The organism is Paenibacillus larvae subsp. larvae (assembly GCF_002003265.1).
Lineage (GTDB): Bacteria > Bacillota > Bacilli > Paenibacillales > NBRC-103111 > Paenibacillus_H > Paenibacillus_H larvae.
Window position 1 is genome coordinate 2,537,214 of sequence record NZ_CP019687.1, and the last position, 26,998, is coordinate 2,564,211.

General features: G+C 45.6%; 28 protein-coding genes, 3 pseudogenes and 1 riboswitch. Of the genes and pseudogenes, 16 read left to right on the forward strand and 15 right to left on the reverse strand.

Annotated elements, in window-relative coordinates; translation table 11 throughout:
- Positions 1 to 7: 7 nt before the first annotated feature.
- The 3 genes from BXP28_RS13215 to BXP28_RS13225 are packed head-to-tail and all read left to right on the forward strand — an operon-like array spanning position 8 to position 3,938.
- Entirely contained in the window at positions 8 to 1,378 is a 1,371-nt protein-coding gene (locus BXP28_RS13215) for a YheC/YheD family endospore coat-associated protein (RefSeq protein WP_036655256.1), read from the forward strand.
- The gene (locus tag BXP28_RS13220) at positions 1,378 to 2,496 is read left to right on the forward strand and encodes a YheC/YheD family endospore coat-associated protein (RefSeq protein WP_023483990.1); all 1,119 of its coding nucleotides are present in this window, start codon (positions 1,378 to 1,380) and stop codon (positions 2,494 to 2,496) included. Before BXP28_RS13215 ends, BXP28_RS13220 begins: the two co-directional genes overlap by 1 nt.
- A 5-nt stretch (positions 2,497 to 2,501) precedes the next feature.
- Positions 2,502 to 3,938 (forward strand): YheC/YheD family protein, encoded by a 1,437-nt coding sequence (locus tag BXP28_RS13225; RefSeq protein ID WP_023483989.1) that lies wholly within the window; start codon positions 2,502 to 2,504, stop codon positions 3,936 to 3,938.
- Between the two features lie 234 nt (positions 3,939 to 4,172).
- Here the strand turns inward: BXP28_RS13225 and BXP28_RS24290 are convergent, their stop codons facing one another.
- Genes BXP28_RS24290 through BXP28_RS13245 form a run of 5 tightly spaced genes read right to left on the reverse strand, consistent with a single transcriptional unit; the run spans position 4,173 to position 6,701 of the window.
- Entirely contained in the window at positions 4,173 to 4,952 is a 780-nt protein-coding gene (locus BXP28_RS24290) for a glycosyltransferase family 39 protein (protein WP_257125634.1), read from the reverse strand.
- Positions 4,949 to 5,185, reverse strand: coding sequence for a hypothetical protein (locus BXP28_RS24295; RefSeq protein WP_237088929.1), 237 nt, complete (start codon positions 5,183 to 5,185; stop codon positions 4,949 to 4,951). The genes BXP28_RS24290 and BXP28_RS24295 overlap by 4 nt, the downstream gene beginning before the upstream one ends.
- Positions 5,186 to 5,225: 40 nt before the next feature.
- Positions 5,226 to 5,597 carry an EamA family transporter gene (locus BXP28_RS13235; RefSeq protein WP_023483987.1) on the reverse strand — a complete coding sequence of 124 codons (372 nt, stop codon included), beginning with the start codon at positions 5,595 to 5,597 and terminating at the stop codon, positions 5,226 to 5,228.
- A 3-nt stretch (positions 5,598 to 5,600) separates the two neighbouring features.
- On the reverse strand, positions 5,601 to 5,990 hold the full coding sequence (locus tag BXP28_RS13240; protein WP_024095155.1) for a DUF2304 domain-containing protein: 390 nt from the start codon (positions 5,988 to 5,990) through the stop codon (positions 5,601 to 5,603).
- 15 nt (positions 5,991 to 6,005) lie between these two features.
- Positions 6,006 to 6,701 carry a glycosyltransferase family 2 protein gene (locus BXP28_RS13245; protein WP_023483334.1) on the reverse strand — a complete coding sequence of 232 codons (696 nt, stop codon included), beginning with the start codon at positions 6,699 to 6,701 and terminating at the stop codon, positions 6,006 to 6,008.
- 145 nt (positions 6,702 to 6,846) lie between these two features.
- Between BXP28_RS13245 and BXP28_RS13250 the strand changes: the two genes are divergently transcribed.
- The 4 genes and pseudogenes from BXP28_RS13250 to floT all read left to right on the forward strand — a co-directional run bounded on the left by BXP28_RS13250 (position 6,847) and on the right by floT (position 9,940).
- The gene (locus tag BXP28_RS13250) at positions 6,847 to 7,758 is read left to right on the forward strand and encodes a phosphatase PAP2 family protein (RefSeq protein ID WP_023484087.1); all 912 of its coding nucleotides are present in this window, start codon (positions 6,847 to 6,849) and stop codon (positions 7,756 to 7,758) included.
- Between the two features lie 157 nt (positions 7,759 to 7,915).
- Positions 7,916 to 8,121 (forward strand): annotated as a pseudogene (locus tag BXP28_RS24300) (NfeD family membrane protein); the annotation flags it as partial.
- A gap of 45 nt (positions 8,122 to 8,166) precedes the next feature.
- A complete protein-coding gene (locus tag BXP28_RS24305; RefSeq protein ID WP_257125636.1) occupies positions 8,167 to 8,400 on the forward strand; it encodes an NfeD C-terminal domain-containing protein in 234 nt (77 codons plus the stop codon).
- Between the two features lie 40 nt (positions 8,401 to 8,440).
- Positions 8,441 to 9,940, forward strand: coding sequence for a flotillin lipid rafts scaffold protein FloT (gene floT / locus BXP28_RS13260; protein WP_023484085.1), 1,500 nt, complete (start codon positions 8,441 to 8,443; stop codon positions 9,938 to 9,940).
- Between the two features lie 209 nt (positions 9,941 to 10,149).
- Here the strand turns inward: floT and BXP28_RS13265 are convergent, their stop codons facing one another.
- From BXP28_RS13265 to BXP28_RS13275, 4 genes are all read right to left on the reverse strand, one after another.
- A complete protein-coding gene (locus BXP28_RS13265) occupies positions 10,150 to 12,066 on the reverse strand; it encodes an FAD-dependent oxidoreductase (protein ID WP_036657089.1) in 1,917 nt (638 codons plus the stop codon).
- A 66-nt stretch (positions 12,067 to 12,132) separates the two neighbouring features.
- Positions 12,133 to 12,576, reverse strand: a complete 444-nt coding sequence (locus BXP28_RS24310) for a hypothetical protein (RefSeq protein ID WP_257125637.1) — start codon at positions 12,574 to 12,576, stop codon at positions 12,133 to 12,135.
- On the reverse strand, positions 12,549 to 13,337 hold the full coding sequence (locus tag BXP28_RS13270) for an ArnT family glycosyltransferase (RefSeq protein WP_257125638.1): 789 nt from the start codon (positions 13,335 to 13,337) through the stop codon (positions 12,549 to 12,551). The genes BXP28_RS24310 and BXP28_RS13270 overlap by 28 nt, the downstream gene beginning before the upstream one ends.
- Positions 13,338 to 13,385: 48 nt before the next feature.
- Positions 13,386 to 14,054: an HAD family hydrolase gene (locus tag BXP28_RS13275; RefSeq protein WP_023484082.1), complete on the reverse strand. Its 669-nt coding sequence runs from the start codon at positions 14,052 to 14,054 to the stop codon at positions 13,386 to 13,388.
- A gap of 186 nt (positions 14,055 to 14,240) precedes the next feature.
- On the opposite strand from BXP28_RS13275, the gene BXP28_RS13280 reads away from it, so the two are divergent.
- From BXP28_RS13280 to nagA, 3 genes are read left to right on the forward strand one after another with little or no spacing between them, the layout of a single operon-like run.
- Positions 14,241 to 15,098 carry a MurR/RpiR family transcriptional regulator gene (locus BXP28_RS13280; protein WP_023484081.1) on the forward strand — a complete coding sequence of 286 codons (858 nt, stop codon included), beginning with the start codon at positions 14,241 to 14,243 and terminating at the stop codon, positions 15,096 to 15,098.
- A gap of 3 nt (positions 15,099 to 15,101) precedes the next feature.
- Positions 15,102 to 15,830: a glucosamine-6-phosphate deaminase gene (gene nagB / locus BXP28_RS13285; RefSeq protein WP_023484080.1), complete on the forward strand. Its 729-nt coding sequence runs from the start codon at positions 15,102 to 15,104 to the stop codon at positions 15,828 to 15,830.
- A complete protein-coding gene (gene nagA, locus BXP28_RS13290; RefSeq protein WP_023484079.1) occupies positions 15,827 to 16,996 on the forward strand; it encodes an N-acetylglucosamine-6-phosphate deacetylase in 1,170 nt (389 codons plus the stop codon). The genes nagB and nagA overlap by 4 nt, the downstream gene beginning before the upstream one ends.
- An 86-nt stretch (positions 16,997 to 17,082) precedes the next feature.
- On the opposite strand, the gene BXP28_RS13295 is transcribed toward nagA, so the two are convergent.
- Positions 17,083 to 17,781 (reverse strand): pirin family protein, encoded by a 699-nt coding sequence (locus BXP28_RS13295; RefSeq protein ID WP_036655259.1) that lies wholly within the window; start codon positions 17,779 to 17,781, stop codon positions 17,083 to 17,085.
- Positions 17,782 to 17,844: 63 nt separating this feature from the next.
- Between BXP28_RS13295 and BXP28_RS13300 the strand changes: the two genes are divergently transcribed.
- Both BXP28_RS13300 and BXP28_RS13305 read left to right on the forward strand, forming a co-directional pair.
- Positions 17,845 to 18,177 (forward strand): hypothetical protein, encoded by a 333-nt coding sequence (locus tag BXP28_RS13300; protein ID WP_023484077.1) that lies wholly within the window; start codon positions 17,845 to 17,847, stop codon positions 18,175 to 18,177.
- A gap of 31 nt (positions 18,178 to 18,208) precedes the next feature.
- Entirely contained in the window at positions 18,209 to 18,730 is a 522-nt protein-coding gene (locus BXP28_RS13305) for an SDR family NAD(P)-dependent oxidoreductase (RefSeq protein ID WP_024093327.1), read from the forward strand.
- Positions 18,731 to 18,832: 102 nt separating this feature from the next.
- Here BXP28_RS13305 and BXP28_RS13310 read toward each other — a convergent pair whose 3' ends face one another.
- On the reverse strand, positions 18,833 to 19,231 hold the full coding sequence (locus BXP28_RS13310) for a phage holin family protein (protein WP_023484075.1): 399 nt from the start codon (positions 19,229 to 19,231) through the stop codon (positions 18,833 to 18,835).
- Between the two features lie 316 nt (positions 19,232 to 19,547).
- Complete coding sequence (locus BXP28_RS13315; protein ID WP_051427935.1) at positions 19,548 to 20,423, reverse strand: C40 family peptidase; 876 nt, start codon at positions 20,421 to 20,423, stop codon at positions 19,548 to 19,550.
- Between the two features lie 2 nt (positions 20,424 to 20,425).
- Positions 20,426 to 20,573, reverse strand: a riboswitch (cyclic di-AMP (ydaO/yuaA leader).
- A 286-nt stretch (positions 20,574 to 20,859) separates the two neighbouring features.
- Between BXP28_RS13315 and BXP28_RS13320 the strand changes: the two genes are divergently transcribed.
- Positions 20,860 to 21,870, forward strand: a complete 1,011-nt coding sequence (locus BXP28_RS13320; RefSeq protein WP_024093325.1) for a polysaccharide deacetylase family protein — start codon at positions 20,860 to 20,862, stop codon at positions 21,868 to 21,870.
- A gap of 303 nt (positions 21,871 to 22,173) precedes the next feature.
- Here the strand turns inward: BXP28_RS13320 and BXP28_RS13325 are convergent, their stop codons facing one another.
- Positions 22,174 to 23,064 (reverse strand): 3D domain-containing protein, encoded by an 891-nt coding sequence (locus BXP28_RS13325; protein WP_051427936.1) that lies wholly within the window; start codon positions 23,062 to 23,064, stop codon positions 22,174 to 22,176.
- 587 nt (positions 23,065 to 23,651) lie between these two features.
- Positions 23,652 to 23,834, reverse strand: coding sequence for an IS3 family transposase (locus BXP28_RS25165; protein WP_158225756.1), 183 nt, complete (start codon positions 23,832 to 23,834; stop codon positions 23,652 to 23,654).
- Between the two features lie 210 nt (positions 23,835 to 24,044).
- On the opposite strand from BXP28_RS25165, the gene BXP28_RS13335 reads away from it, so the two are divergent.
- The 3 genes and pseudogenes from BXP28_RS13335 to BXP28_RS25170 all read left to right on the forward strand — a co-directional run bounded on the left by BXP28_RS13335 (position 24,045) and on the right by BXP28_RS25170 (position 26,271).
- Complete coding sequence (locus BXP28_RS13335) at positions 24,045 to 24,767, forward strand: sugar phosphate nucleotidyltransferase (RefSeq protein WP_036657096.1); 723 nt, start codon at positions 24,045 to 24,047, stop codon at positions 24,765 to 24,767.
- A pseudogene (rfbB, locus tag BXP28_RS13340) lies at positions 24,764 to 25,710 on the forward strand (dTDP-glucose 4,6-dehydratase). Before BXP28_RS13335 ends, rfbB begins: the two are co-directional and overlap by 4 nt.
- 175 nt (positions 25,711 to 25,885) lie before the next feature.
- Positions 25,886 to 26,271: pseudogene (locus BXP28_RS25170) on the forward strand (SDR family oxidoreductase).
- 286 nt (positions 26,272 to 26,557) lie between these two features.
- Here BXP28_RS25170 and BXP28_RS13355 read toward each other — a convergent pair.
- Positions 26,558 to 26,998: a hypothetical protein gene (locus BXP28_RS13355; protein ID WP_023484069.1), complete on the reverse strand. Its 441-nt coding sequence runs from the start codon at positions 26,996 to 26,998 to the stop codon at positions 26,558 to 26,560.

Genomic DNA, 26,998 nt, shown 5'->3' on the forward strand with positions numbered 1-26,998 from the left:
TAACGGAATGAGTTTGACTACATGTACCATCCATGCTACACAAAAACCAGAAAAGGTGGTTTATATATCCGGAGAGCTCGGTAAAGCTCTTCAAATAGCAAAGACGAAGCGGATCTCCATTTCCATTGGACGCAAATCCGCATTCATCCCGGTCCGCTGGATTAAAAAAGGAGGAAATCATCTGTATTTACCCTCCTCCGTAATGAATACCCTTAAGCTTCCTCACATTGGTTCTTGCTTAATAACCGCTTCTGATAAAGAACTGCGCCTAGGTCCTTTAATAGGTATTTTAACGAACCTTTCATCTCATGGCACAAGCACCTCCCCCTTCGGCAGCAGAACTTCTTTTATCAAGCAGCTTATACAGATAGGTGCAAAAAAGTCTTTTTTTATTGTGTTTTCTCCCAAGGATGTAAATTGGCAGCAAGAGACCATTAATGGTTACATGCTCCAATCAGATGGGGGATGGGTACGAAAAACGGTTCCTTTACCTGATGTTGTTTACAACCGGCTGACCAGCCGAAAAGCGGAAAAACAAGTTTATACCGAAGATTTCAAGCAGCATTTTGTGAGCCGTAAAATTCCGTTTTTTAACTGGAGCTTTTTTGATAAATCCGATGTTTACAAGCTGCTTGAGAATGACGAAGCCAGCCAATATGTCCCCGATTCTGTGATGGATCCCTCTGCCGATCAACTGAATGAAATGCTCGATAAACATAAATTTATATATTTGAAACCTACGGCCGGGAGCTTAGGGATTGGTATATACCGAATTACTTATTCTCCTCAGCGGGGATACTTCGTCCGCTACAGGCAGGACGGTAAAAACGTTCTCTTGAGATTCAAGAAATTCGAAAACCTGGTCAAAATGCTCGGGGTAAATAAAGGACGGTTGAATCGTTATGTAGCCCAGCAAGGCATCCGGCTAATTGAAATTGATAACTGTCCGATCGATTTTCGTTTTCATATGAACAAAAACGGTTCTAATCATTGGGTCGTATCAGCCATCGGAGCTAAGAAAGCCGGTAAAGGCAGTGTAACCACCCATGTCCGCAACGGCGGGCAGCTAATGACCGCTGAACAGGTTATGAGACAGGTATACGGAAACAGAGGTGACCAAATACTGCAGTATGCCAGAGACACAGCGGTCCGTATAGCAAACTCTCTGGAAAAAAGTTACGATCATCTTCTGGGTGAGCTTGGATTTGATATCGGGATTGATCAAAACGAGCGGATCTGGATGTTCGAAGCAAATGCTAAACCCGGCCGTTCTATCTTCAAACACCCCCATTTAAAAAAAGAGGAACAGGATACCCTTACCAATGTATATGATTATAGTCTCTATTTAAGCCGTTTTCGGGCAAGGAGGGATGGCTGATGGAGGCCTTTACTTCTGTTAAACCTGTTCCGGCATTGGGGATTTTGTCAGTAGCTCATCCGAAACGGCTATTCATGGGAAATCACCAGAATTTTATTGATTTAATTCAGACCGGCAAGGAACTGGGAGCTGAGGTGGTCGTGATTACCACATCCGATATTCATCCCGGGGCCAAACACATTCTGGCTTATACTTATGATTTCACCAATAAGTCCTGGACCCGTAAAGTCATTTCGATGCCCAAAGTCATCTATAACCGTATCCCAAACCGGGATACGGAAAAACATCCCGATGTTCAAAATACTTTAAATGCCTGTATCAAAAACAAAAAAATGATTGTATTCAATCAGGGTTTTTTTGATAAATGGACACTATTTGAATGGTTGAAAAGCAGGCCTAGCCGGATTTATATTCCGACTACCAAAAAATTAACGTCCAAGCAGGTTCTCGAAACGGTCATCCAGCAGCATCCGGTTGTTTACCTGAAGCCTGTGCAAGGAAAAGCAGGCAAAGGGATCATGAAAATAGAACGGGTTACCAAGCCAAGTAGTCTGGTCTACCGCCTCTCAGTACAAAAGGAAAAGAAAACACAACAGTCTCTTCATCCGTCTGTGGAAAGGCTTTGGGCCAAAATTGAAGGAATCACGGAAAACAACGACTACATCATTCAACAAGGTATTCAACTGGCCTCCTATAAAGACCGCCCCTACGATCTCAGGGCATTGATTCAAAAGACATCCAAAGGCAAGTGGAGTATTACGGGAATCGGTGCCCGAATAGCCGGAAGGGAAAGCATCACCACCCATGTACCCAGAGGGGGTTCTATTGACAATCCGATTAAACTGCTGATAAAAGGATTCGGAGAGCAGAAAGCCATGCGGATCCTGAACCGGACCAAACGTGCGGCTCTCGAATTGGCCCAGCAGATTGAGAAAGCCTCTAGGCAGAAACTCGGAGAAATGTCCATGGATCTGGGGATTGATATAACAGGGAAAATATGGTTTTTCGAGGCGAATTCAAAACCTATGAAGTTTGATGAGCCGGATATCCGCAAAAAATCATTGGAACGGATAATCCAATACAGCATGTTTTTAACCGCGAAACAAAAAAGAGGTTGATCCTAATGGCAAACAAACAACTTGGTGTCCTTACGGTTCAGGTTCCGACCAAAAGCCACGAAGAAATAACCTACTACCGGAAATTAAGCTTGCATGCAAAATCATTGGATTTGGAAATTATTGTATTCCACCCTCTCGACGTGAATTCCTCCGGGACGACGGTGAAAGGTTGGATCTACGATTCCTCCCAGAAAAAATGGAAACGGAAAACATGTCCCATGCCTCCGCTGGTCTATGACCGCTGCCGGTATAAAGGGAAGGAGAACTATGCCATTTTGAAAGCATTCCGGAGTAAACATAAACATATTCAATACATGGCAAAGCCACTGACCAACAAATTAGAAATGCATAGGCTGTTAATGGAACAGCCTGAAATCGCTCCGCATTTACCGGCAACAGCCGGTTATTCAGGTCCCGGCCAAGTCCTTCAGTATACCGGCAAATATGACATGGTCTACCTAAAACCCAAAAACAGTACGGGCGGACGCGGAATACTTCGTATTGAAAAAAAGGGCAACCATATGTATGAATTGCAGGGAAGAAAACAAGACCGGACAATTCTTAAGGTTCAGCGGATTGGGAAGAAACTGCTTCCAAAAAAACTGCGGCAGCTTCAAATCAATGAAAACTATATTATCCAGCAGGGCATTAACCTGCGTCTGCCTGGAGGAAGAGTACATGATTATCGGCTTCTTCTGCAAAAAAACAAGAAGGGAGAATGGGAAGTAACCGGCTGCGCCGGACGGATAGGTCCGACCCATAGCATTACCTCCAACCTGCACGGCGGAGGGATGGCTGTTCCTATGGAGAAACTGCTTCTTACCCGGCTTCAAAGCCTAAGAGAAATCAATCGGATCAAGCACAATATGTCTCGTATAAGCACGCAGGTTGCCATTTTTCTGGAGGGAAGATTCGGTACAATCTGCGAGCTCGGTATCGACCTGGCCGTGGATGAGAGAGGAAAAGTCTGGTTGCTTGAGGTGAACCCGAAGCCTTCCAGAGAAGTCTTCCGAAAAATCGGGGACATGGATACTTACCGAAAAGCCATAACCAACCCCCTTGAATTTGCTATCTGGTTAATGGAGCAGCCAAAGGCCTCCGTCCACCTTTTTATTCCGGATGAGGAAGCAGAACCCTTATCTGAAGATAACGATCATGAAGAAGAGGGTATCGATTATCAGGAAGCTGAGATTAAAACGATGCCGGATGAAGAAGTAAGTACCGAATATCAAGAAGCTGAGGTTAAAGCCCTGCCGGATGAGGGAGAAACTTCCGGACTGCAGGTAGCCAGAATTAAGGCAACGCCGGACGGGGAAGACGCTTCCGAACTTCACGAAGCAGAAATTAAATCGATACCAGACGGGGAAGTTCTTCGAGATGACGAGACGGACAACGATTTAGCCACTGTAAGGAAAGACGAACAAAAGATCGCATCCTCATGATCTGAGGATCTGCGATCTTTTGTTATGCCCTTACCCGAAGTTTACTCTTGCTTTTCCTTTCCTTCCATTTGATGAAAGCATGTGCGGAAAAAAGGAATAAGAGCGGAAGCAGCGGTATTGCATAACGGGACAAAGGAAAATAAACCATATGCAGGATGGACATATAGGCAAAAAGCAGCAGCAGCAAATCCGCTCTACGATTCTTCCGGGCCAGCCATATCCCCACAAAAGCAGCTAATACAAGAAGTTCATGCATAATAACGGGAACCCAAAGCGGGATATCCATGAGAGGAAGCCAATAATAAACATCCCCCAAAAAACAGCAAATTTGCCGATTGTATACCAGGAAGCATACAAAAGCGGCTTGCTTTGGAAACCATCCGCTATTCTTGCCTTTGCCCACCTGACATCATTTTCGTCATTAATCCATAGATTATCTACTCTGGGCCAGCTGCGCATTTCCTCAACGGAAGGAATATGATACGGAAATGATCCCAGCAGCAGGGGACTTCCTCCAGATTTGGTAAGCGGAATAAACGTTCCGCCTGAGACTTTATAGTTACGTATCCACCAGGGCATCAGACAGGCAATAAAGAATACAGCCGTTACGCATAAGCATGGAATCAGCTTTTTCCAGGGAACCAGCTTCCGGTACATGATGTACAGAAGAAACAGACCGGGCCATAAGGCAATGGTGGGCCTTACATAGAGCGTGGCTGCCCAGGCAAGACCAAAGGCCGCTGCCCACCCCATATTGGGAGATTCCACGGCTTTCATCGCAATATATACGAGCAAAAACAGTAAAAACGTAAATAGTGCCTCGGTCAGAATCAGATTGGATACATGCCAAAGCGGAATGTAGAGTACTGAAAGAATCACTGCAATGAGAGCAGTCCGTTCATCAAAGACCCTCCGCCCAATAATAAACAACAAATAAAAAGATGCCGTAACCAGAAGTGTTTGAACTATCCGGATTGTCTGTTCGAGTACAAAGCCATCCCCAAGAAAACTCATAAAAAAAGCAATAAATGCAGGATACGCGGGGTAATAAACACAGTAGGGCGGGAAGGATCATTATAAGTAAAATTACCTGTTTCCAGCCATATTTTAGCTGTCTGAATATACTGTACGTCATCGGAATCCAAGATAAACGAAGAACCCTGACTCAAAATAACGATTACTTTGATTACAAAAGAAATAGCAAGTACAAGCCAAACCAGCTTGACTGATTTCGATATTTGTTTCAACGTTAGCTTCCTTTCAGACTATTGGGATCCGGATAAGTTTTCAAGAGTATTTGGAGGATAGACCAATCATCAAGACTCCAATCAAAATAACCAGGCAGCCCAAAATTTTCAGCGGAGTAATTGATTCATGGAAGAAATAATATCCGCCGATGATAGCAAACACGTAGACGATGCTTTGCATTGGGTAGGCAATACTAATATCTACCCTGTTCAAAATGTACATCCATAAAACAGTGGCAAATCCATAAATAAACAAACCTCCAAGCACAAACGGCGAAAACATTAGCTCGATAATACTGCGGATACTCTCAAACGGATTTACTTTACGGGCCAATCCCACTTTCCATAGAAACTGTCCCGATACCAATAAAACCGTATTCAGCAAAATAAGTCCAGCGTTCACAATGTTCATAATTCAGCTCTCTCTCATTTCTCCAGAAATTACTTGTCGTTCCTGTTGTTCTACCTTAGCCTTTAAATCCTTGATTTCCTTGTTCATATACGCATTTTCCTGAACCAGAATTTTAATGATCTCCTGGTGTTTGGATAATACCGTCGTCGTATGCACCAATAAGCTAAGCGCCACAATGATCACGATGAGGAACACAAGTGCGGGCATATAGGCCACGCCGATCTTGGAAGCCAGTTTGTTAAGCAAAGGGATCGCAATAGCCGTGGCAAGGCCCAAGAGGCCGATCATCATCCATAAGAAGGCATAACGGTCCCTTAGCCTGTGTTTGCTTGTGTAGTAAAAAATTTGGAGCAGAAAAATGACAGCTACTCCAATGCTGATAGCTCGAATCAATGTATAAACCCCTTCCTAGAAACTTCTCCGTATAATGGAAAATAAGGTAACCTTCAGCATGTAGTAAACCGATCTCATGAAATTAATAGAGGAGACCCCGCCCTGCCGGTTTTTCATCTCGACACTGATTTCTTTGATACGGTATTTTTTGCGGGCCATGCTGACCAAAATCTCTACTTCCGGGTAATCAATGGGATAATACTGGGAGAATTCCTTAATGATCTTGCGGTTTACAATCCGGTATCCTGACGTCGGATCTGTAATTTTATTCCCTGTCAAAAGCCGGATCAGCAAATAAAAATAATAAATGCCGATGCGGCGGGAAACACTGCCCTTGTAAGAGCTCTTCTCTACAAACCGGGAACCGATGACCAAGTCATACTGGGACTTCTTTATTTCTGCAACCAGCTTATCCAGATCCTTTGGATCATGCTGTCCGTCTGCATCAAGCTGAATAGCGTAATCATAATGATGCCGGTAAGCATATTTGTATCCGGTCTGCATGCTGGCCCCGATCCCCATGTTTACAGGAAGATGAAGACAGTTGAACTGGCGTTCATTTAAAATTTGGGGTGTCCTGTCCTTCGAGCCGTCATTGATGACAATATAATCGTAGGAAGAGTTCTGAATGACGCTCTCAACCGTTTTTTCAATCGAATCCTCTTCATTATAAGCCGGTATAATGATGAGCACTTTACTTTCTTCTGGCATGTTCAATCTCCTTTACACTATAAAAGCAATGATTCCTAGGATGACCTTGTTTCCCTTCCTATCCTAAGTATAATAGATATGAAGTAAAGAAAAAAGGAGAGACTCCGCTATTATACGTTCAAGTAAACTTTACGCATTTATTTTATTGTTGTTTGCGGCAGTTGTATTATTTGCGATCACTCGGGTAGAAAACTGGGGATGGACCAGCCTGACGGTTATCGCGGCGCTCTTTGGTGTCCGAAAAGACATGAAGGGTAACCTAACCTGGGACCAGTTTCTGCCTCCAGGACTTATTGCCATTACTTTGTTTTTTCTGATCTATAAGTATGCAAATCCGCTGTGGCATCAGGTCATCGGCTGGCAAACCCAATATATCCAGCATATCTTCCAATGGAACGAATTTTTTGACCGTATCCCATTGAATGATGGGGCTATCTTCCGTTTTTGGCAGCCGGAATGGCTTACGGAATATATGAAATGGGTCTATAGTTACGGCTTTGCCTTGTCTTACTGGATCTGTCTGATCTATTCCTTTTTCAGTAAAGATGTGAAGAAACTGCTTCGTTATGCACTTGCGGGTTATTTGCTACAGGTTCCTCTTATTCTTCCGTTTTACAATACGATTCTTCTTCAAGAAGTCTGGTATGTACATGGAGTCCCGGACATGCTTCAGCGCATGCTCACACCGGAAGAGGCTTTTACGACAGCCTGGAACTGCTTCCCCAGTATGCACACATCCATTGCTTTTGCCGGACTTCTACTTTCAAGAAGAGAAAAAAACCCGTGGTTTCGCCTAGTTGCCGGTATTTACTGCGGATCCATCATCTTATCTACGCTATACCTTCAGATTCACTGGGTGCTTGATGTCATCGGGGGAATGATTTTTGCTTATTGCTGCGTCAAGCTTGCTGACTGGATTATTGACAGCAAAAAGGTAACAGGCTGGATCGGGTCATGGGAGCGGCTCGGTGTTTACCTTAGCGTAAAATTTGGAAACAAAAATCATTCCCTTTCCTCTCCCGGTAACCGGAAAAAAGCTAATGAAGAAACAGGATAATAAAAACTTGGAGGCCGTATCAGACATACGGCCTTCTTTAATTGATGAAACCACCGGAAGCATCTTTGCGTATAAATTGTTATACATAGGCATTTTTACTTTACCGAAAAGGAGGGTGGATATGCTTTCTTTATACGGCATCCTGTTTGGTCTTGGCATGCTGCTGGCTCTCCTCACGCTTTTATTCGGGGAAGTCCTGGGCCATCTGTTAAGCGGATTGGATTCCCTTTTTTCTCATTCGCTCCCTTTTCTCCAGCCTGTAATACTCATCGGAGGGATAACGATCCTCGGGGAACAGGTCTGCTTCTAGAACGTTATACTTCTCTTGATGCCCTTCCCGTTTTTTTGCTCTCTCTTCTAATGACACTCCTTTTATCTATCGCGCTTTATTTTTTGTATGTTAGACCGATGAAAAATTCTGAAACTTCAATTGCTTTTTCCATTTTTGATTTACAGGGAAGTATAGGAGAAGTCCTTGTCCCGATTCCGGCTTTTGGATACGGCGAGGTACTATTAAAAGCCGGTGGAGGAGTAACCAACCAGATTGCTGCCAGTTTTGACCGCAAAGAGATTGCCGGAGGAACAAAGGTTGTGGTAGTTGAAATCAGGGAAGGCGTACTCTATGTATCACCGCTTGACTAAGATTTCATCTTACTAAAATAAAAGAAAAGGAGACCTGTCCATGGAAAATGTGCTGGATATGCTTCTCATCCCAATTATTATTGTTGGAGTCATTCTTATACTGGGCATAGCTTTTTGGGCCCGATACAAAACCGTCAGCCCCGATGAAGCCATGATTGTAACGGGTTCTTTCCTCGGAACCAAAAATGTCAGTGAAGACGAATCAGGACGCAAAATGAAGATTGTCCGGGGTGGAGGAGCCTTCATCATCCCTATCTTTCAGCAGTCGCAATTTCTTTCCCTTCTTTCCCACAAACTGGACGTAACAACGCCTGAAGTGTATACCGAACAAGGGGTCCCGGTGATGACCGATGCAGTGGCCATTATCAAGATCGGAGGCTCTGTAGAAGATGTTGCCACCGCCGCAGAACAATTCCTCGGAAAACCGACCCAATCCCTGCAAAGTGAAGCCCAGGAAGTACTGGAAGGCCATTTGCGGGCCATTCTCGGCTCAATGACCGTTGAGGAAGTATACCGCAACCGGGATCGTTTCGCTCAAGAGGTACAGGGAGTTGCCGCCAAAGATCTGAAAAAGATGGGTCTCCAAATCGTTTCCTTTACAATCAAGGATGTCCGAGATAAACACGGTTACCTGGATGCACTTGGTAAGCCACGGATTGCCGCCGTTAAACGTGATGCCGATGTTGCTGAAGCGGAAGCGATGAGGGATGCCCGGATTCAAAAGGCTAAAGCGGAAGAGGAAGGCCAAAAGGCCGAACTGCTGCGGGATACGAATATCGCCGAAGCAACCAAAGAAAAAGAATTGAAGATAGCGGCTTTTAAACGGGATCAGAATACAGCAAAAGCAGAAGCAGACCTGGCCTACCATATTCAAGAGGCACGCTCCAAACAAAGTGTAGTCGAGGAGCAAATGCGGGTGGAGCTCGTGAAAAAAGAACGGGAGATTGATTTGGAAGCCAAAGAGATCCTTCGGAGGGAGAAACAATACGACGCTGAGGTCAAGAAGAAAGCGGATGCCGAAAGTTATGCCGTTCAGCAGGCGGCTGAAGCGGAAAAAGTCCGGCGCCTGTTAGAAGCCGATGCCTTACAATACCGCATCGAAGCTGAAGCCAAAGCTCAAGCTGAACAAAAAAGGCTGGACGGGTTGGCTGCTGCAGATGCAGAGCGCGCCCGCGGGACCGCAGAAGCAGAAGTGATCCGGCTGCGTGGGCTGGCCGAAGCCGAAGCCAAGCAGAAACTGGCCGAGGCCTTCGAGAAATTCGGTGAAGCGGCTGTCCTTGATATCATCGTAAAGATGCTCCCTGAGCTTGCAGGCAAAATTGCCGAACCAATGAAATCGATTGAAAAACTGAGCATAGTGGATACCGGTCATGGGGAAGGAGCTGCCCGCTTGAGCAATTATGTTACTTCTCTTATGGCTACAGCTCCTGAAATGCTTAAGAATGTATCAGGGCTTGATGTCGAACAGTTGATCAAAGGATTGACCCAAAAACAGTTGTCACCTCAATCCTCTGAAAAAGAACAGGAAGTGCTCACCTAACTTCTATTGAGACTCATTAGCAGGAAGAGGCTATCCGTAAACTTAAAAACCAGGCAATGCCAGGATAGGCCCTGCCCTGCAAAACGGTACACAGGAACCTGGAACGGTATCAAAATCTATGCGGACTCTTTCAAAACCGGTTCATATCGGATCGCTGATAAACAAGACAGCACCTGTTCCCCCAAGGAACAGGTACTGTCTCTTATTTTCTATTGATAGCTGACCCCAGTCTTGGCTTCAACTACATTTTGAATCATCATATATACATCCCCGTTGGTAAGCTGCTGCTTGTTACTAATTCCCTGGAGCGTTTCCGATTTAAGCAATTTTTGTTTCACCAGTTCGTCAGCTGCCCCATTCTGATTAACCTGTGTTCCAACCGCTGTTCCCAGCATATAAGCCGCTTGATCTGCAGTTAACGGGGCAGTCTTGGGATCGGTAAATGCCTTTAACAAATCCTGTACATCCCCGCCCTTCAGCTCAGGATGAAAAGACTTGATTCTGGCAAGCTGGTTAGCCAGGCGGGCAGGATTAGAAGGCTTATCCAGTTGGAAATCAAAATCATGAGTAGCGTGAGCCATATTCATACCAACAGCCGCTTTCAAGCCAGGATAATCCTTATGGGTCGCGTAAGGAGGAAGTTCAAAAGTTTTGGGTTGTAAATCCATTCCCTGTTCCGTCAATCTTGCCTGCAGAGTGCTAATGGCTTCCTTCGATTTGGACATCTCCTGGAAAGTAATCCCCTGCTCTTTGGCCAGTTTCACCGCTGCTCCTGCCGCTTGACCGGTTGCCATACCCGTCGGGATGACACGCGCACTGCCGTGGGCCATGGAATCGAAGCTGGCGGAACGCCCCACAACCAATAGTCCGTCTACATTCTTAGTCACTATAGAACGGAAAGGAACTGCATATTGAAGAGGCTTAAACATTTCCTCTCCACGGTGTTTATAAGAAGTACTTTGAATATCCACCCGGTAAGAGCCAAATCCGATACGGTCCCATTGATCGCGGTTATCCAGCAGATCTACGATGCTTAGACGGTACTCCCCAACCAGGTGACGGGATTCACGCACATACAGTTCTTTGGCAACGTCTGCAATGGTGGCATCTTTCAGTTCAGGATATAACTTTTTCATATATTCCAGGACATGAGGGAGTTCTTTTTTCGCTGTCTCAAATGCTCCGGCAACGGACTCCTGATTCAAAGGATCTACTCCGAACAGCTGCATAGAATTGATCAACAGAGTGCCGTCATTTTGCCGCCCGATGTTAAGTCCTCTCATTCGGACTTTGTTCTTGTCCGTAGTGGGATAATCCCACATCTTACCCATCCCCCAAATACTGTTGGCGTCATAGAAGCCCTTTCCTGCACTTTGCTGCAGCTTTTTCCAGGCTTCCTCGCTTACATTCCCCAGCTTAAAGACAAGGGTAACTGCCATTCGGCTGTTCTTATCTCCCATGTCTTCCCTGCCAAAGGTGAAGGGTGCCTTTGTTTGTGCGGCGAAATCAGCATCTTGGGTAGCATCAATAACAGCATCTGCCGTTATCCTTTGGGAAGATCCGTCTTCTTTGGTTACTTCAATGCCCTGAACCAGCTGCCGTTCTCCTTTTTCCTGAAGCAGGGGTTTGACCGACTGTGTCTTTATGAGCAGATCAATGTTACTTTCTTTCTTTACCATTTGATAAAACTCATTAGCCGCTACAGTCGTATCGAAGGAAGTCCCCGACATTTTCTTGTACCATTCCTGGAAAATGCCTTTATTGAGTACCTCATATCTTCCTCCAACTTGTTTCATTTCCGGCGCATAGTTCAGATCAAGGCTGTTTAAGCCCCCGAGTGTCATAAGACCACCCAGAATATCCCGGCCCCGTCCGTCCACCAGCAACGTTTTCATCCCGTTTCTGGCAGATGAAACAGCCGCAGCTACCCCTTCGGGGTCCGTTCCAATAACTACAGCATCATAATGGTCCTGAATGGACTTGGACGATTCTACCTGTTTCAAAACCAGGCCTCTGGATTTTGCTGCCCCGTCCTTTTCCCAAAATCCCCAAACCAGACCCAGAATCAGGGTAATCAGCAAACCGATTATGATTTCTTTATAGTTGATCCAAAGCTTTTGTAACACGTTTTTTTTCCCTTTACATATGGTTACAATAATCAGGTTCAGGTTCAATATTGAATCCGGTCTAAATTAAACTCTACGGCCTGCAAACCGCCTTGCCGCCGATTGTCCTGCCCAGACAATCACGGCCGCTGTAGTAATCATCAGATAAGGCATCATTGGAATCGTATACCGAGCCTCTGAAATAAAGAGCAAAGCCACACCCAGCATAATCAGGAAATTCACGGCAAGAAAACGGACTGATTTATTGATGAACATGCCGATCATGCTGAAGAAAATTCCTGCATATACCAGGAAGAGATGGAAGCATTTCAGAAAGACTCCGTAAATATTCCCCATAAAATTCGGATACGGACCAAGGTAAATATGATGAATGAACATATCCTTGAACTTGCCAACCGTGAACCAGCGGATCCATAGCCACGGGTCTTCCTTAAGCCCCTGCTTGATTCTTCTCAGCCCTTCCCCAAACTGGTCATCGTAGTTCACTTTGCTCCAGTCAATAGTCCCCATATGATAAGGGTCAGTCCCCCGAGAAAGGGATTTCCTGATCCTTCTTTGGAAAGTAAAATAACTTCGTGGAACGTCATATAATTGCGAATCCACCAGGGAAGCATCGCTACAATAAACATGCCGACACCCCAGCTGATCTCCTTCAGGCACAGCCTGCGCTCCTGGAACCAGAGGAAAACGTACGGTACCGGGGCAACTACTATACAGTTCGGCCGGATCAGGACAGATATACCCAGCAGCAGCCCTCCGATCAAGTGATCCCATTTTTTATTTTCCTGGATAATACGTACCTGCATATACATCAGTCCCATAAAGCAGGTCAGAAAGAGAGTCTCCGTTAAAATAAGGGAAGCCATCCATACATACGTGCCGTAAAAAGCGGCGAACAAAGCGGCTATCCATCCTGTAGGACGATTGAACAGCCTTTTTCCTATTAAATAGATAAAAGTAATGGCACCCAGACTGATAAAGGCCTGAATGACCCTTACGATCATATGAGTATGCATAATATCACTGTATCCGAAGATTTTAAACACAACATACAAAAACATAGGAAAACCGGGGGTTACATACGTGTTCGGTTTCGTATCCAGGTACCCGTAAACCCCGTCTTCAATCATCTGGACGGTCATGGTCGTATAGTTCTTTTGATCCCATTCAACGGGCTCATACGTTTCATTCAAGACATAATACAGCCTGAGAAACAGTGCAAACGCCAAAATGAGCCAGATAGCTGACTTTTTGACTCTTTCCGAGGTCATAATAACAAATGCTCCTCCTTTATGTTCTTTAGCAAAGCTTATTTATGCCTATATCCGGATAAGCCGGGCCAATTCCCGGAAGTCCTTTATACGGATATCAGCATCCTCCAACTCTTTGGGATCACCGAAGCCTGCAAAATCGCAACCGATCACCGTCAGTCCGTTCTTATGTCCCGCTTCCACATCAGAGGAACGGTCTCCTACCATAAAAGCATCCTGGACATGATTCTCCTCAAGCAATAGCTTAACCAGATCGACTTTGGATTTAGTCCTGTACTCGCCGGCGCTGTATATCTTTTCGAAGAAAGAAGAGATTCCTCTCATGTTCAATACACCTTTTACATAAGACTCCAGACCGTTGCTCGCTACAAACAGCCGGACTCCGGCATCCTGTAAACGGGTCAAGGTTTCCGCAACTCCTTCATACAGGACTCCCCTACCGGATTCCAGTCCTGATAGTTCATGATAAGCGAGTAATTCGTTCATCCTGTCAATTTGTTCAGGTGTGCATCCCGGCAGCAGGCGTTTCCAGATTTCATCCATCAGCATGCCAAGAGTACCCAGAACTTCGCGGTCCTCCGGTACCGGACCTTCGTATCCTGTTTCTTGAATCATTTGTGTCAGGGAAACATGGAAAGCAGGCAGTAGAAGCGTTTCTGTTTTAAACAATGTTCCGTCGAGATCAAAAATCATGGATTCCGGTTTCTCTACAGTCATAGTATCTCTCCTTTTATACAATCAGAGTTAGCATGTCAAAAATACAGCGTTTTGTCAAATAATCGTCTTTATTGCAGCAAAAACACGGTTGAACGGCGGAAAGAAATCACGTATCATAGAAATGAAAAATATTTTCCTATTAATAAGGATTATTTCAGAAAAAATTTCCAAAAAAGGCGGGTTGCGATGTCCGGTATTTTACATGCGTTGGAGCAAAATAAGGAAAACATGAATCGTCAAGAACAGGCTCTGGCATCCTATATTGTAGAACATGCCCATGAGGTGGTAAGCATGGGGATTACGGAACTGGCGGAACGCTCCCAGACAAGCCCTGCTACAATCTCTCGTTTTTGTAAATCACTTCATTTTCAAGGTTTTACCGACTTTAAGTTGAAACTATCCGGCGAACTCGCAAAGCAGCCTTCCGAACATTCCTATCAAGATATCGTTGCCGGAAATCCACTGAGTGAAATTGTATCAGCGATCGAGGCCAATCATCTTCGTTCGATTGCGGATACTACCCAACTAAATGACATAAAGCAGCTTCAGCAGGCCGTAAGCGCTCTTAAGAATGCCAGGCAGATCGACTTGTATGGTGTGGCTACCTCCGGTATTGTCGCCCAAGATTTCTATCAGAAACTGGTGCGGATCGGAAAACGTACATCCGTTTTCTCGGATCCCCACATGCAAATTACCTCCGCTTCTAATCTGGGCGAAAATGATGTGGTATTCGCCATTTCCTACTCAGGTGATACGGAAGAGACAATCCAGGCCCTGAGATGTGCGAAGGAACGGGGGGCTGTAACGATCAGCCTGACTAAATTCGGAACTAATCCTTTGGCTAACCTTTCCGACATCCGGCTGTTTGCTTCAACACTTGAGGAAGGGATGCGCCGGGGAGACATGGCCTCGCGTATTGCCCAGCTACATGTGATTGATATTTTATTCACCAGCCTGGTGAGTGAAGAGTTTGATGAACTCATCCCCCGTTTGGAACGGAGCTATCAGCTTGTAAGAAAATACAGAAACAAAGGGAGAGAATAACGAATGATTATTTATGTATTTAAGACACAGGAAGAATTGAATCAAGTCGGAGCCGGGCTGGTTACCAGCCTCGTCCAAATGAATCCCCGTGCCGTATTGGGGCTTGCAACCGGTGGAACACCTATCGGCATCTATGAGGAAATTGTCAAAACGTATAATAAAGGCCTGGTCAGTTTTAAAAACGTCAGCACTTATAATCTGGACGAATATGTCGGCATTTCCGAAGATCACCCTGAAAGCTATGTTGCCTACATGAAAAAACATCTCTTCGATCTGGTTGATATTCCTGCTGAGCAGACTAATCTGCCAAACGGTAGAGCCAAAGATCTTGAGAAAGAGTGTGCGGAATATGATAAAAAACTGGAGAAAGTAAACCAGGTAGATCTGCAAATTCTCGGTATCGGTCATAATGGACATATTGGTTTTAATGAACCGGGACATGAGCTTATCAGTGGAACTCATGTGGTAGAATTAAAAGAAGAAACCCGCGAAGCCAATGCCCGTTTCTTCAACTCTATTGACGAAGTTCCAAAACAAGCAGTTACGATGGGGGTTGGCACTATCATGAAAGCCAAAACTCTTGTGCTGGTTGTCCGCGGTGCAGATAAAGCAGAAATTGTCCACCGTGCCCTAACAGGTCCGGTTACTACTGAAATACCGGCGAGCCTGCTGCAAATGCACCCGAACCTTATTGTGCTGCTAGATGCGGAAGCCGGGAGGTTATTTAAATGAGTTCCAATGAACTGACTATCAAAAACGCTGCAATCGTAACGGAAAAGGAAGTTATTGAGAACGGTACGGTACTTGTTAAGGATGGAAAAATTGCCCGTATTCTGAAAAACGGAGAATACCCGGAAGCACAAGGCAACGTAATAGATGCCGGAGGAAGCTGGCTTCTGCCCGGCTTCATTGATATGCACATTCATGGCGGCTACGGAGCTGATTTCATGGACGCGGATGAACAAGCCTATGATACGATTACCCGCTTCCATGCCAGCCAGGGAACGACTGGTCTATTGGCAACCACGATGACGGCTTCCAAGGAAGCCATTGAAGATGTACTTGCCGCTGTGGATGCCTATCAGCGTAAAGGAATGAAATATGCCCAATTGCTGGGGGTACATTTGGAAGGTCCCTTCATTTCCCCAAAATGGCCAGGTGCACAAAATCCTGCTTTTATCGTGAATCCTCAACTGGAATGGATGAAAGAATGGACAAACCACTATCCGGGATTAATCCGTATGCTAACCCTCGCTCCGGAACGTGAACATGCCCTTGAAGTGATCGAATTCGTCCGCAGTCAAGGCATTGTTGCCGCGGCAGGACACACGGACGCGGATTATGATGCCGTCGTAGAAGCAGTTAAGCATGGTCTTAACCACGCTGTCCATACATTCAATGCAATGACTGGACTGCATCACCGTAAACCCGGTACGGTCGGAGCCGTGATGACGGAGGAGGCCATCGTAGCCGAACTGATCTCAGACGGTATTCACGTGCATAAAGCTTGCGGCAAACTGCTGGTAAAAGCTAAAGATCAGGACAACTTCATCATGGTAACCGATGCCATGTCCGCAGCCGGTCTGGGTGACGGCATGTATCAATTAGGCGGCCAGGATGTGGTAGTTAGAGATGGTGTTGCCCGTCTTAAAGATGGTGACAGTCTTGCCGGAAGCACACTGACTACCATCGGCGGCTTCCGCTTTCTTGTCCGGGAAATCGGGGTATCCGTACCTCAAGCCAGCCGGTTTGCCAGCACAACTCCAGCCAAACATATGGGTCTGGATGACCGCATCGGGTCCATTGCAGAAGGAAAAGACGCGGACATGCTGCTTGTCAGCCAAAACGGTCTGGAACTTCAACAAGTTTGGATCAAAGGAAATCAATTGCCTGCCTAATCCCATCCTTTATTATGAAAAAAGCCCTGTTGACCGGCACATCATCGTGCCGATTAACGGGGCTTGCTGCTTTTTATACGGGTTGATCAGGGGAGATCTGTAAGCATAAACTTCGCACCTTCCGAAGAAACGATGCTGAGTTCATGCTCTTCCGTAATCCTGGCAGAATCTCTTCTGGCCAATACGGTATTACCATTCAGCTTCACGCTTCCTTCCAGCACAAAGAAAAAAATACGGCGTCCCTTCTCCTGTACAAAATCAACGGCTTGGTCTGGCTTAAGCTCAGATAGATAGATTGTCATATCCTGATGAATACGGGCAGAATGCTCAAATTTATGCTTGGATACCACTGGCAGCAGAGTGTTCACCATTTTATGCGGGTCAAATTTGGACGTTTCGTAAGACGGTGTCAGGTTTTCTTCTTCAGGTAAGAACCACATCTGCAGTAAATTTACTTCTTCTGCGGCGGGGTTGATTTCAGAATGCATAATACCACTGCCCGCTGACATGCGTTGTACCTCTCCAAAACTGGTAACCGCCTTATTTCCTAGACTATCCTGATGCTCCAATTGTCCCTTCAGAACAATAGTAACAATCTCCATTTCCCTGTGAGGATGCATTCCGAAGCCTTTGTGACCCGCGATATAGTCATCATTCAACACTCTCATCGGGCCGAAAAACAGGTTATCCGGGTCGTAATACTCAGCGAATGAGAAGCTAAAATCGGTTTTCAGCCAGCCATGGTCAGCGTGAAAACGGGACGAAGCAGGATATACTTGAATCATGACCATCATCCTTTATATAAAATTTATTTTAGTAAGTTACTTCTATTTTTATAGAAACAGAAATTGATTAAAATTGCAACCTTATCTGAAGGGTTCCCTCCTTTTTCTCCCGTCTATACAATAGAATCCATTTTTGCTTCTCTTTCACCCATTCATGGACAGAAAATTCATGATAGAATTCCAAGCATACAAACTTTTCTTCTTACATATTTATCCAGTAAGGATCATCTGCTCAAACAGGCCGGAGAGCAGGGGCTCGTATCCAGCCTTTACCTGCTTCCTATGGATATTACCTGCGAACAATCCATCCGGTCGGCAGTTAAAGCGGCTATAGACAAATTTGGAAGAATGGACGGGTCGTCAACAACGCGGGAATTGCGGTTGGTGGCTATGTAGAAGATGTTACGATGGAACAGTGGAGGGACAGATGGAGGTAAATTTCTTTGGTACGGTAGCCGTCACCAAAGAGGTATTGCCTTTTATGAGAGAGCAAGGGCGGGGGAAAATTGTTCTGATCAGTTCTATAAGCGGGAGGGTAGGATTTCCCGGTCTGGCCCCCTATGCAGCTTCGAAATTTGCATTAGAGGGATTTGCCGAATCACTAAGGCACGAAGCGAGTCCTTTGGGCATTGATATTATATTGATCGAACCCGGTCCCTTTCAAACGGGAATATGGGAGAAAAGCATATCCTCTGCTCAGGATAGGATTGCCCACAGCTGTCTCAAAAAGGAGACTGCCCGTCTAGAAAAAGAAATTCGAAAAAGTGCAGCCTCCGCAGGAAATCCAATGGACGTTATTGAGATTCTTCTCCAAAGTTTACGTGCCAAACATCCTAAGCTCCGTTATACGGCGGGAAAAGGAATTCGCCCGACTCTTGCAGCCAAGGCATTTTTCCCCTGGCGGCGCTCTTTTGAAAAAATCGTCCAAAGGATGCTGTCTAAAGATTAAACCATTTCATTTTGTAAAAATGCCTGTGATCTTTTTAATCAAATCGTGCCCAATGCACAAATACGGTTCAAATTTATCCACAAATAAGAAGGGGATCAGCACTTATGGTTTTTGATTTTTATTCTTTAAAACTTCTATCGCCTGCTTTAACCTATCTGGCATTGGAAGTCCAAGCCGGCCATAGTTTTCGGTGATAGAGATTAGTTCGTTGGCCAAGTAGAAAAAAACAGAGGCATTCATCACAACATTTGTTTTCATCAGTAGATCCAGACGATGGGCCAGAAGTATGACCAGTAAAATAAGACCTTTTCTAGCCAACCCCCAATAGCCGGTATTGCTGTCCAGACCCTTCCCTTCTTTTATTGAAGCGGCGATACCTGTTATATAATCAATAGCAATGGTTAAAAGAAAGAATGAAAGCAGATCGGACCAGCCGCCGAAAGCATACGTGATAATTGTCCCTAGAACTGCTGTGCTGCTGCTGAATATGAAAAGGCTCATCGGGTTTCGCCTCCTTTCCCTATCAGTCTATGAAACTCTATTAAAAAGGGAACGGCGTCACCCATGTCATTTTTGTTGTCAAGTTGTAACCATTTGCCTGTACGGCTTATTCTATAATGAAAACAATAAAACAAAGAAGAATATCTGAGTTTTTCTGGGACAAGTAGAAATTACAGTTTTTACTATTTCCGTAGTGCTTTTTTAGCGCCCCAAGTAAGACCGGTATTTAGACTCTATTATCTATCAAGAAAAACCGCCTCCGGACAATGTCCGAAAGCGGTCTGACTCTCTAACTCGTTCCAATATAGGTATGTCCTTACATTACTTTTTTAGCGCCTACATACACATTTTTCCAATAACTGTTTCCTAAACTATCGATTTTGACTCCATCACTGGTAGCGGAAATAAATTGGTTACCGCCGATATAAATGCCCACATGGAACACCTTACCGCCGCTTGCGAAGAAGACAAGGTCTCCCTGTTCCGGGTTGGATACGGAAGTTCCCGCAGAACTGTACATGCCTGAAGAAGTTCTCGGAAGAGTAATATCCTGTTTATTAAAGATATAAGTTACAAACCCAGAGCAGTCGAACCCGCTTGGAGATGTTCCTCCCCATTGGTATGGGACTCCGATATACTGTTTGGCTGTAGATACGATTGCTTTCTTAACAGATGAGGCTGTATCGTTGTCTGGTACTGCAGGCTTATACCAAGCCGGAGCATGGTATTTGCCGTCTGCTCCAAGAATACCAATTTCATTGTTTGCATCCCATTGGACAATATGTCCAAAGTGATCTCCTATAGAGCGGATATGTACATAAACACGCCCATTTTTAATAACAGGTGGAGTGCGCAAAGTTACGCTTCTATTATCTACCTTTGCTTCAACCTTACCGGATCCCAATTCAAGCACATGGCCGTTTCCTGTGACTTTGACCCTGACTTGAGAATCGTTATTAATCATTTGATGCTCCACTTTATAACCTAAATCATCGGCTACTGCCCGAAGAGGAGTCATCAATGATCCTTGATACAAATAAGGCATAGCATCCGGAAAATCAACCAGATGGTCGTTGATCTGAACTTTAACCCCGTCTGGAATAGCTGCGTGTGTAGTCGTAGCGGATGCAAATAAACCTGTAGTTACTAAAGCACCTGAAAGGACAAGACTTTTCAACCATTTCGTGGACAAAAACATTTCCTCCTTATAGCCTCCGAGGTTAGTTGACGGGTTCGGGAAGAGGTATTCCCTAATGCGTAAATCTAGCAAATTCACCCCAGTAAATCGTCCCCCGTACCTGCTCCCTGATTGTGAAAGAGCAGGACTCGGCATCATATTCTTATAAAAGTACAACAAATTTCCCTGTTGAAAGGTTAGCATAATTCATCAGAGTTTACAACCCTGCCGCCTATTAAAAACTTTTATAATTCGAATCAATTTCATAATACAACTGGTGAGCGCTTAATAGACAAGATATAGATGAATACGGTTCAGATTTAACTACTTCTTGTAACCGTTCGGATTGAATTCTGAGTTATGAAATTGATTCATTGGCTCGGTCCGCATAAAAAAGATTCCGCTTACAAAAACTATTCTCATTAAAATCTTAGAACGGAGGCGGTTTCTAATGGAAAGTAAACCTGGTATTGTTTGGATTTGTGTCATTTTATTGACGTTTATAGCCACCGGATGCATGCCTTCCAGTTCTCCTTCTAAATCCGTACAGCCACCTGCCGGTACAAAATCCCAGGATATAATGCAGGAATGGACCGAACAGCAAACCAAATACACCCCCGTCCTTGACAAATATCCGCCCGGTCCGATTCCCGTCCCTACTCTTCCGGTTTCGCCTGTTCCGAAGCCGACTCCAAAACCTAAGGGAGAGAGGCATGAAACTAATAAGCCGTCGCTGCCGGTACAAAAACAATCGGATAAAGCGGGGAAACGATCCGGTAAACAATCTGCCCAGCAAAAAAAGCTATCTTTGGGGGAATTGAGGCGAAAGTATGCAGAAACATTCATTCTCAGCGGCCCGTCCAGGCAAAAAAACATAGCCCTTACTTTTGATGACGGGCCTGACCGCCATTTTACGGTTCAGGTTTTGGATATCCTGAAAAAATATAGGGTACATGCAACTTTTTATTTAGTTGGAAACAAGGCCAAGGCGAATCCCGATATTGTAAAACGTATTGTCAAAGAGGGGCATACGGTAGGCAATCATTCTTATTCCCATCCTCTTCTGACCAAAATGAGTCTCCGGCAATTCCAGCAGCAGGTAGAATCAGCGGAACAAATTTTACTCAATTTAACCGGTTATTTACCTAAGTGTTTCCGCCCTCCCTATGGTGCCATTAATGAAGAGCAGCTTGTTTGGGCGGCTTCCAAAAATTATCTGGTCACAAACTGGGATATTGATTCCCTCGATTGGAAGGGACTTTCGTCAGAACAGGTTTTGACAAATATATGGAGTCACAGACACCCGGGGGCTATTGTCCTCCAACATTGCGGGGCAGGGAATGCAAATCATGATTTGTCCGGCTCTGTAAAGGCACTTCCCCAGCTTATTGAGAAACTTGCGGCCGAAGGATATCGATTTGTTACCGTACCGGAACTTCTGAATATACCCTCTTCCCGGTAATAAATAGAAAAATATCATTCCAGGAAATAACGACCCAATTTCTTTTCAGATATTCCGGAACGAATAGCGCCGAAGCAAAAATCTTTTCCCTTTGCATACTTTGTCTGCTCAATGAAAGGGACTCCCCAATTTACGGGAAGTCCCTTTCTTACTGCCGGCAAAGCCTTTGCATTCATTGTTACGGGGGAAAAGGTTTTAGCTGGAGAGCGTTAGCGGGTGCCTTTCATTCCGGGAAATCACGATACAGTATCTTTCAAATTTCCTGGAATGAACAGGGCCGGAAGCAAAACCTTTTCCCTTTATTTATTTTAAAACATACAATTGGATTTGCTGAACCCCAAAATTATTTACGTGTTTTTTTGAACCCGGGATGTAAATATCGATTTTATTCCCTTTAATCGCACTGCCTGTATCGACAGCTTTGGCGATCATTCCTTTAGCAGGAAGTCCCGGGAAAGAATAGCCTGTAATGTATACCGTTGAACCTAGCGGAATAACTTTAGGATCAACCGCAATAGTACCCAAAGTCAGCTTGTTGCCGAAAGAATCAACACCACCCCATGGACCGTTTTCACTGGGATCACCGGAATAAGCGGTAGCTTTCATGTTCACCATTTTGCTGTAATTTACTGTCTTGCCTGAAGCAGTGGTCAACGAGTTGCCGCTCGCAGCTGTTTCCTTGTTATTAGGTGTCTTCGCTTCAGGTTTGACAGCTTCTGTTTTGGCTGCCGGTTTGGCAGGTTTAGAAGTTTGCTGCGGAGCTTGCTGGTTTTGCTGGGAGGGTTGCTCCGGTTTAGAATCAGTTGCTGGTTCCGCCGTCTCCTGTGAGGCCATTTCTACCTTTTTAGGTACCTTCAATTCCATGCCCTTGGTCAGTTTTAATGGGTCGGCGTCTATATTAATAGCCATAAGCTCCAAAGCATCTACCCCCAGACGGTTGGAGACATTCCATAATGTATCATCTTCCTCCAAAACCACCGTATCATGGTCAGCCGTGGTAGAAGCTTGTCCTTTAATTAACTCTTGAAATTCTTTTCCGGGGTTTATCGCGTAGGAACCAAGCACATCCTGATAGGATTGGGTAATTTGGGTCACTTTGGCTCCTTCCGTCATCTGTGCGCTAGTGGGAGCCGTAAATCCAACCAAAGTCAGCAAGGCAGTTGCACTGGCAATACATGTTTTCACGTGCTTCATACTAGTTTACTCCTTTTGTTAAGATAGCTCCATTTCTCGAATAGCCCAGACTTCCATCTAAACTGGTCTATTAAACGATCAACAGTAGTTTTTTGATGAAGTAGATTCATTCTATGATCGATTTCTATTTTCCGTTCCAAAATAGGTTTCGACATTTATTCATATGCCCGGATTGCGGGCTCTCTATTTGCTCTACAAACTATCATATGTATCTACCAAAAATAAATAACTATAATATGGAAAAAAAGCTTCTGAGAAAAAGCTGAGGAAAGGGAAAAAACTAGTGGTATCAATAGTTTGAACGAACTATTTTTACAAATATGGGGGGAGTTTTATCAGAAAACTTACATGGTCCCCTCATGATTTACTCATTTTTCTCATCCTTTCCCCATGTATTTTTATTCAGAGTTGATGAAAAAAGATAAGAAAGCAGTACCCTTTTATGCCAACATTACTTTCAGAACGATTCCACTTTAAAGTCACACGATTGGCCTTTATATCTATTGTTTGTTACCCTGTTGTATAAATTTTTTTTACTTGGGATCATTATTTATTTTGGACACATACTATCTTAATCATCACTTTTCTCAAGGTTGCAATTTATGCCCGACAGTCTTAATTGAGATGGATTGAATTTGGTTTTTGTCGTAAAACTCATATGGAGAAAGATCACAAATGCTCGAATGAATTCGTTGCTCGTTGTAAGACCGAATGTACCCGCCAACAGCCCGGTAGGTTTCTCCGTACGTCTTAAATTCGTGTCGTGCCAAACACTCATCTATATTCGGCGTTTTTGGCTGAATTTGTCAGCAAGTGGGGGACCCGGTATGCGAAGTGTTCCCGCCGCCACGCCAGCAAGGACATGAGCCAATTTTTTCGCCTTATGCGATAAGCGTCCATGAGCTTCTGTCAATGGAGCATATCATTTAACTATGGTAAAAAAATATGCCAACCATTGTGCAGAAAGGGGCGGCCGCTTGATGAAAGGAGTTATTCTTGCCGGAGGATCAGGTACCCGGCTAAAGCCGATGACCCGGTTTCTTAATAAGCATCTCTTGCCTGTCGGTCCTTACCCGATGATTCATTATGCAATTTCCAAAATGGCCGAGGCGGGAATCCGTGATATATTGCTCGTTACAGGAAAACATTCCGGCGGGTTGTTTATGGACTATATCGGCAGCGGCCGGGAGTGGAACGTCCGTATGTCGTTTAAAGTGCAGGAAGAGCCGGGAGGCATCGCTCAGGCTCTTGCCTTGGCGGAGGGCTTCGTTAATCCCGGGGAAAAATTCGTTGTACTTCTCGGCGACAACCTGTTCGAAGACTCGCTGACGGAGGAATTCGCCCGCTTCAGGGAGCAGCCCGAGCAAGCCCGCGTGTTCTTAAAAGAAGTTGAAGAACCCCGCAGGTACGGAGTGCCGGTCATGGACGGCTCGCGCATTGTGCGGATTGAGGAGAAGCCGGAATTGCCGAAATCGTCCTACTGCGTGACCGGCATCTATATATACGGCGCCGGGGTGTTTGACATCATCCGAACGGTCCGGCCTTCCGCGAGAGGCGAAATGGAAATTACCGACGTGAACAATATGTATGCGGCCTGCGGCATGCTCTCCTACGACATTCTGAGAGGATGGTGGATCGATGCGGGAACCCACCTTTCGTTCAGGGAGGCTGCCCAAAGAATGGCAGGGGAGGCCACGCCATGAGGCGGGTCCTTGTAACCGGCCGGATGGGGTTCATTGGCAGCAATTTCGTGCGTTACTGGCGGGAGCGCCATCCTGCGGATATCGTCGTCAATCTCGATCTGCTGACCTATGCGGGCAATATGCGTAACCCTGGCCGATCTGGAAGAGGGGCCGCACTATCGTTTCGTTTGCGGTGATATTGCCGATGCGGACTTTGTCGCCAAGGTGATGGCAGAAGCGCAGATCGATACGGTCGTGCATTTTGCCGCCAAAATCCCACGTTGACCGCAGCATTGCGGACCCGCAAAGCTTCGTCAGAACAAATGTTCTTGGCACGCAAGTGCTGCTGGAAGCAGCACAACGGCAGGGCGTCACCCGGTTTATTCAAATTTCCACCGACGAGGTGTACGGTACGCTTGGGCCGGAGGGGCTCTTTACGGAGACGACGCCGCTTGAGCCCAACAGTCCTTACTCGGCAAGCAAGGCGGGGGCGGATCTGCTTGCCCGCGCGTACTTCGAAACGTACGGCTTCCCCGTGATCGTCACCCGCTGCTCGAATAACTACGGACCTTTCCAGTTTCCGGAGAGGCTGATTCCGACCCTCATCACCCAGGCTAGCCGCTTCCCGTATACGGCGACGGCCTGAACGTGCGCGATTGGCTGCATGTACACGACCAATGTTCCGCGGTCGAGAGGGTGATTGAGGCGGGGGTTCCGGGGGAGATATACAACGTCGGGGGCAGCAACGAAAAAAACGAACCTGGAGCTCGTTCACCGCATTTTGCAGGAGCTGGGCAAGCCGGCCTCGCTGATCGAGTTTGTCCCTGACCGGTTGGGGCATGACCGGCGTTATGGGATCGATTCGGGTAAAATCCGCTCGCAGCTCGGGTGGAATCCGGCATGCCGGTTTGAACACGGCATTGTGCAAACCGTGCAATGGTACGTGAGCCACGCGGCATGGTAGCAAAGCATACTGGATGGGACTTACCGTCAGACTAATCAGGCCGGGACGGGAGGGCACGTCGGATGAGAATCGTCATTACCGGAGCGGGAGGACAGCATGGCAAAGATCTGGTGGCGTACTTGGTCCGAAACATGACATCGCCGCGTTGACCCGGTCCCAGTTGGATGTGACGAGCATGCAGGCGGTGAGCGAGACGATCGCGGGGGCACGCCCCGACATCGTCATTCATGCGGCTGCCTATACTCAGGTTGATCAGGCAGAGCGGGACCCGGAGACCACATATATGATCAATTCGTTGGCTCCCGTAGTGTCACGCTTGCCGCAAAGAAGGCGGATGCGAGGCTGGTCTTTATCAGCACGGACTATGTTTTCGACAGGAAAAAAGAAGGCATCTATGCCGAATCGGACTGTACGAATCCGCTCAGCGTATACCGCAGCTCCAAACTGCACGGAGAGAAATTCGTCCAGGTGATCTGCGACAACTACTACATCGTGCGCACCTCGTGGCTGTACGGGAAGTACTGCAGCAATTTCGTTACCAACTTTCTTTTGTTGTCATAGTAGTTAAATTCTCCTCAAACTAGGTTAGTTTCAGTCTACTTGACCTTATTTTTTCACAGTAGCTGTTTATCATAAAACCTTTTTGTAAAACCCAGAGCCTTCGGCTTGCCGTCCCGGCATGGGCTACCTTATTTGCTAAAAATCCTACGCCATAATTACGATCTTTTGAAATTCGGTCCAAATGAGGATATACGGCTGAATATAAGCTTCGGCGGGCTGGACATATTCTGTACAGATGAAAGAAAGCAAATAACCCCAAGAAAAGGGGCCTTGGGATTATTTGAATTTAATCGGAAACCGCAAGAGCATTGAAGCTTTCGGGACCTACGCGAGTTGCTACAGCTATACCAGTTACGCTGACAAAAGCCTGATAAGTCAAGAAGCCAGGATTCGGAGGCAGGAAGTCGGAACCAGTAATTGTGATGACTTCTGTGCTAAAAGTGGCATCACCGAGCAGAGGTAAAGTATGGATCGCTGTATAAACAGTCGTTCCTACTCCTGGTCCGCCCACTCCTCTGACAATTTGAATGATAACGGATGAAGCAACAGTAACAATCGCACCTATTGTAACGGTGGATTTAAATTGTACACGCAAATTCGCTCCTGCACCTGCTGTGATTAACCCCAACGTTCCAAATAAGACTGGAATACTGGTAACAAGAGTCAGCGGAGCTCCAAATGATCCTGAGTTTTGAGAGATCTGAGCGTCTAAATAAGTCGGCAACAT

What these genes read in the sequence shown, in the direction of transcription:
- BXP28_RS13215 (WP_036655256.1), top strand. Translation starts at nt 8, where the DNA reads ATGAGTTTGACTACATGTACCATCCATGCTACACAAAAACCAGAAAAG.
- BXP28_RS13220 (WP_023483990.1), top strand. Translation starts at nt 1,378, where the DNA reads ATGGAGGCCTTTACTTCTGTTAAACCTGTTCCGGCATTGGGGATTTTG.
- BXP28_RS13225 (WP_023483989.1), top strand. Translation starts at nt 2,502, where the DNA reads ATGGCAAACAAACAACTTGGTGTCCTTACGGTTCAGGTTCCGACCAAA.
- BXP28_RS24290 (WP_257125634.1), bottom strand. Translation starts at nt 4,952, where the DNA reads ATGAGTTTTCTTGGGGATGGCTTTGTACTCGAACAGACAATCCGGATA.
- BXP28_RS13235 (WP_023483987.1), bottom strand. Translation starts at nt 5,597, where the DNA reads ATGAACATTGTGAACGCTGGACTTATTTTGCTGAATACGGTTTTATTG.
- BXP28_RS13245 (WP_023483334.1), bottom strand. Translation starts at nt 6,701, where the DNA reads ATGCCAGAAGAAAGTAAAGTGCTCATCATTATACCGGCTTATAATGAA.
- BXP28_RS24305 (WP_257125636.1), top strand. Translation starts at nt 8,167, where the DNA reads ATGAAAAATTCTGAAACTTCAATTGCTTTTTCCATTTTTGATTTACAG.
- floT (WP_023484085.1), top strand. Translation starts at nt 8,441, where the DNA reads ATGGAAAATGTGCTGGATATGCTTCTCATCCCAATTATTATTGTTGGA.
- BXP28_RS24310 (WP_257125637.1), bottom strand. Translation starts at nt 12,576, where the DNA reads ATGGGGACTATTGACTGGAGCAAAGTGAACTACGATGACCAGTTTGGG.
- BXP28_RS13270 (WP_257125638.1), bottom strand. Translation starts at nt 13,337, where the DNA reads ATGACCTCGGAAAGAGTCAAAAAGTCAGCTATCTGGCTCATTTTGGCG.
- BXP28_RS13275 (WP_023484082.1), bottom strand. Translation starts at nt 14,054, where the DNA reads ATGACTGTAGAGAAACCGGAATCCATGATTTTTGATCTCGACGGAACA.
- BXP28_RS13280 (WP_023484081.1), top strand. Translation starts at nt 14,241, where the DNA reads ATGTCCGGTATTTTACATGCGTTGGAGCAAAATAAGGAAAACATGAAT.
- nagB (WP_023484080.1), top strand. Translation starts at nt 15,102, where the DNA reads ATGATTATTTATGTATTTAAGACACAGGAAGAATTGAATCAAGTCGGA.
- nagA (WP_023484079.1), top strand. Translation starts at nt 15,827, where the DNA reads ATGAGTTCCAATGAACTGACTATCAAAAACGCTGCAATCGTAACGGAA.
- BXP28_RS13295 (WP_036655259.1), bottom strand. Translation starts at nt 17,781, where the DNA reads ATGATTCAAGTATATCCTGCTTCGTCCCGTTTTCACGCTGACCATGGC.
- BXP28_RS13305 (WP_024093327.1), top strand. Translation starts at nt 18,209, where the DNA reads ATGGAGGTAAATTTCTTTGGTACGGTAGCCGTCACCAAAGAGGTATTG.
- BXP28_RS13310 (WP_023484075.1), bottom strand. Translation starts at nt 19,231, where the DNA reads ATGAGCCTTTTCATATTCAGCAGCAGCACAGCAGTTCTAGGGACAATT.
- BXP28_RS13320 (WP_024093325.1), top strand. Translation starts at nt 20,860, where the DNA reads ATGGAAAGTAAACCTGGTATTGTTTGGATTTGTGTCATTTTATTGACG.
- BXP28_RS13325 (WP_051427936.1), bottom strand. Translation starts at nt 23,064, where the DNA reads ATGAAGCACGTGAAAACATGTATTGCCAGTGCAACTGCCTTGCTGACT.
- BXP28_RS13335 (WP_036657096.1), top strand. Translation starts at nt 24,045, where the DNA reads ATGAAAGGAGTTATTCTTGCCGGAGGATCAGGTACCCGGCTAAAGCCG.
- BXP28_RS13355 (WP_023484069.1), bottom strand. Translation starts at nt 26,998, where the DNA reads ATGTTGCCGACTTATTTAGACGCTCAGATCTCTCAAAACTCAGGATCA.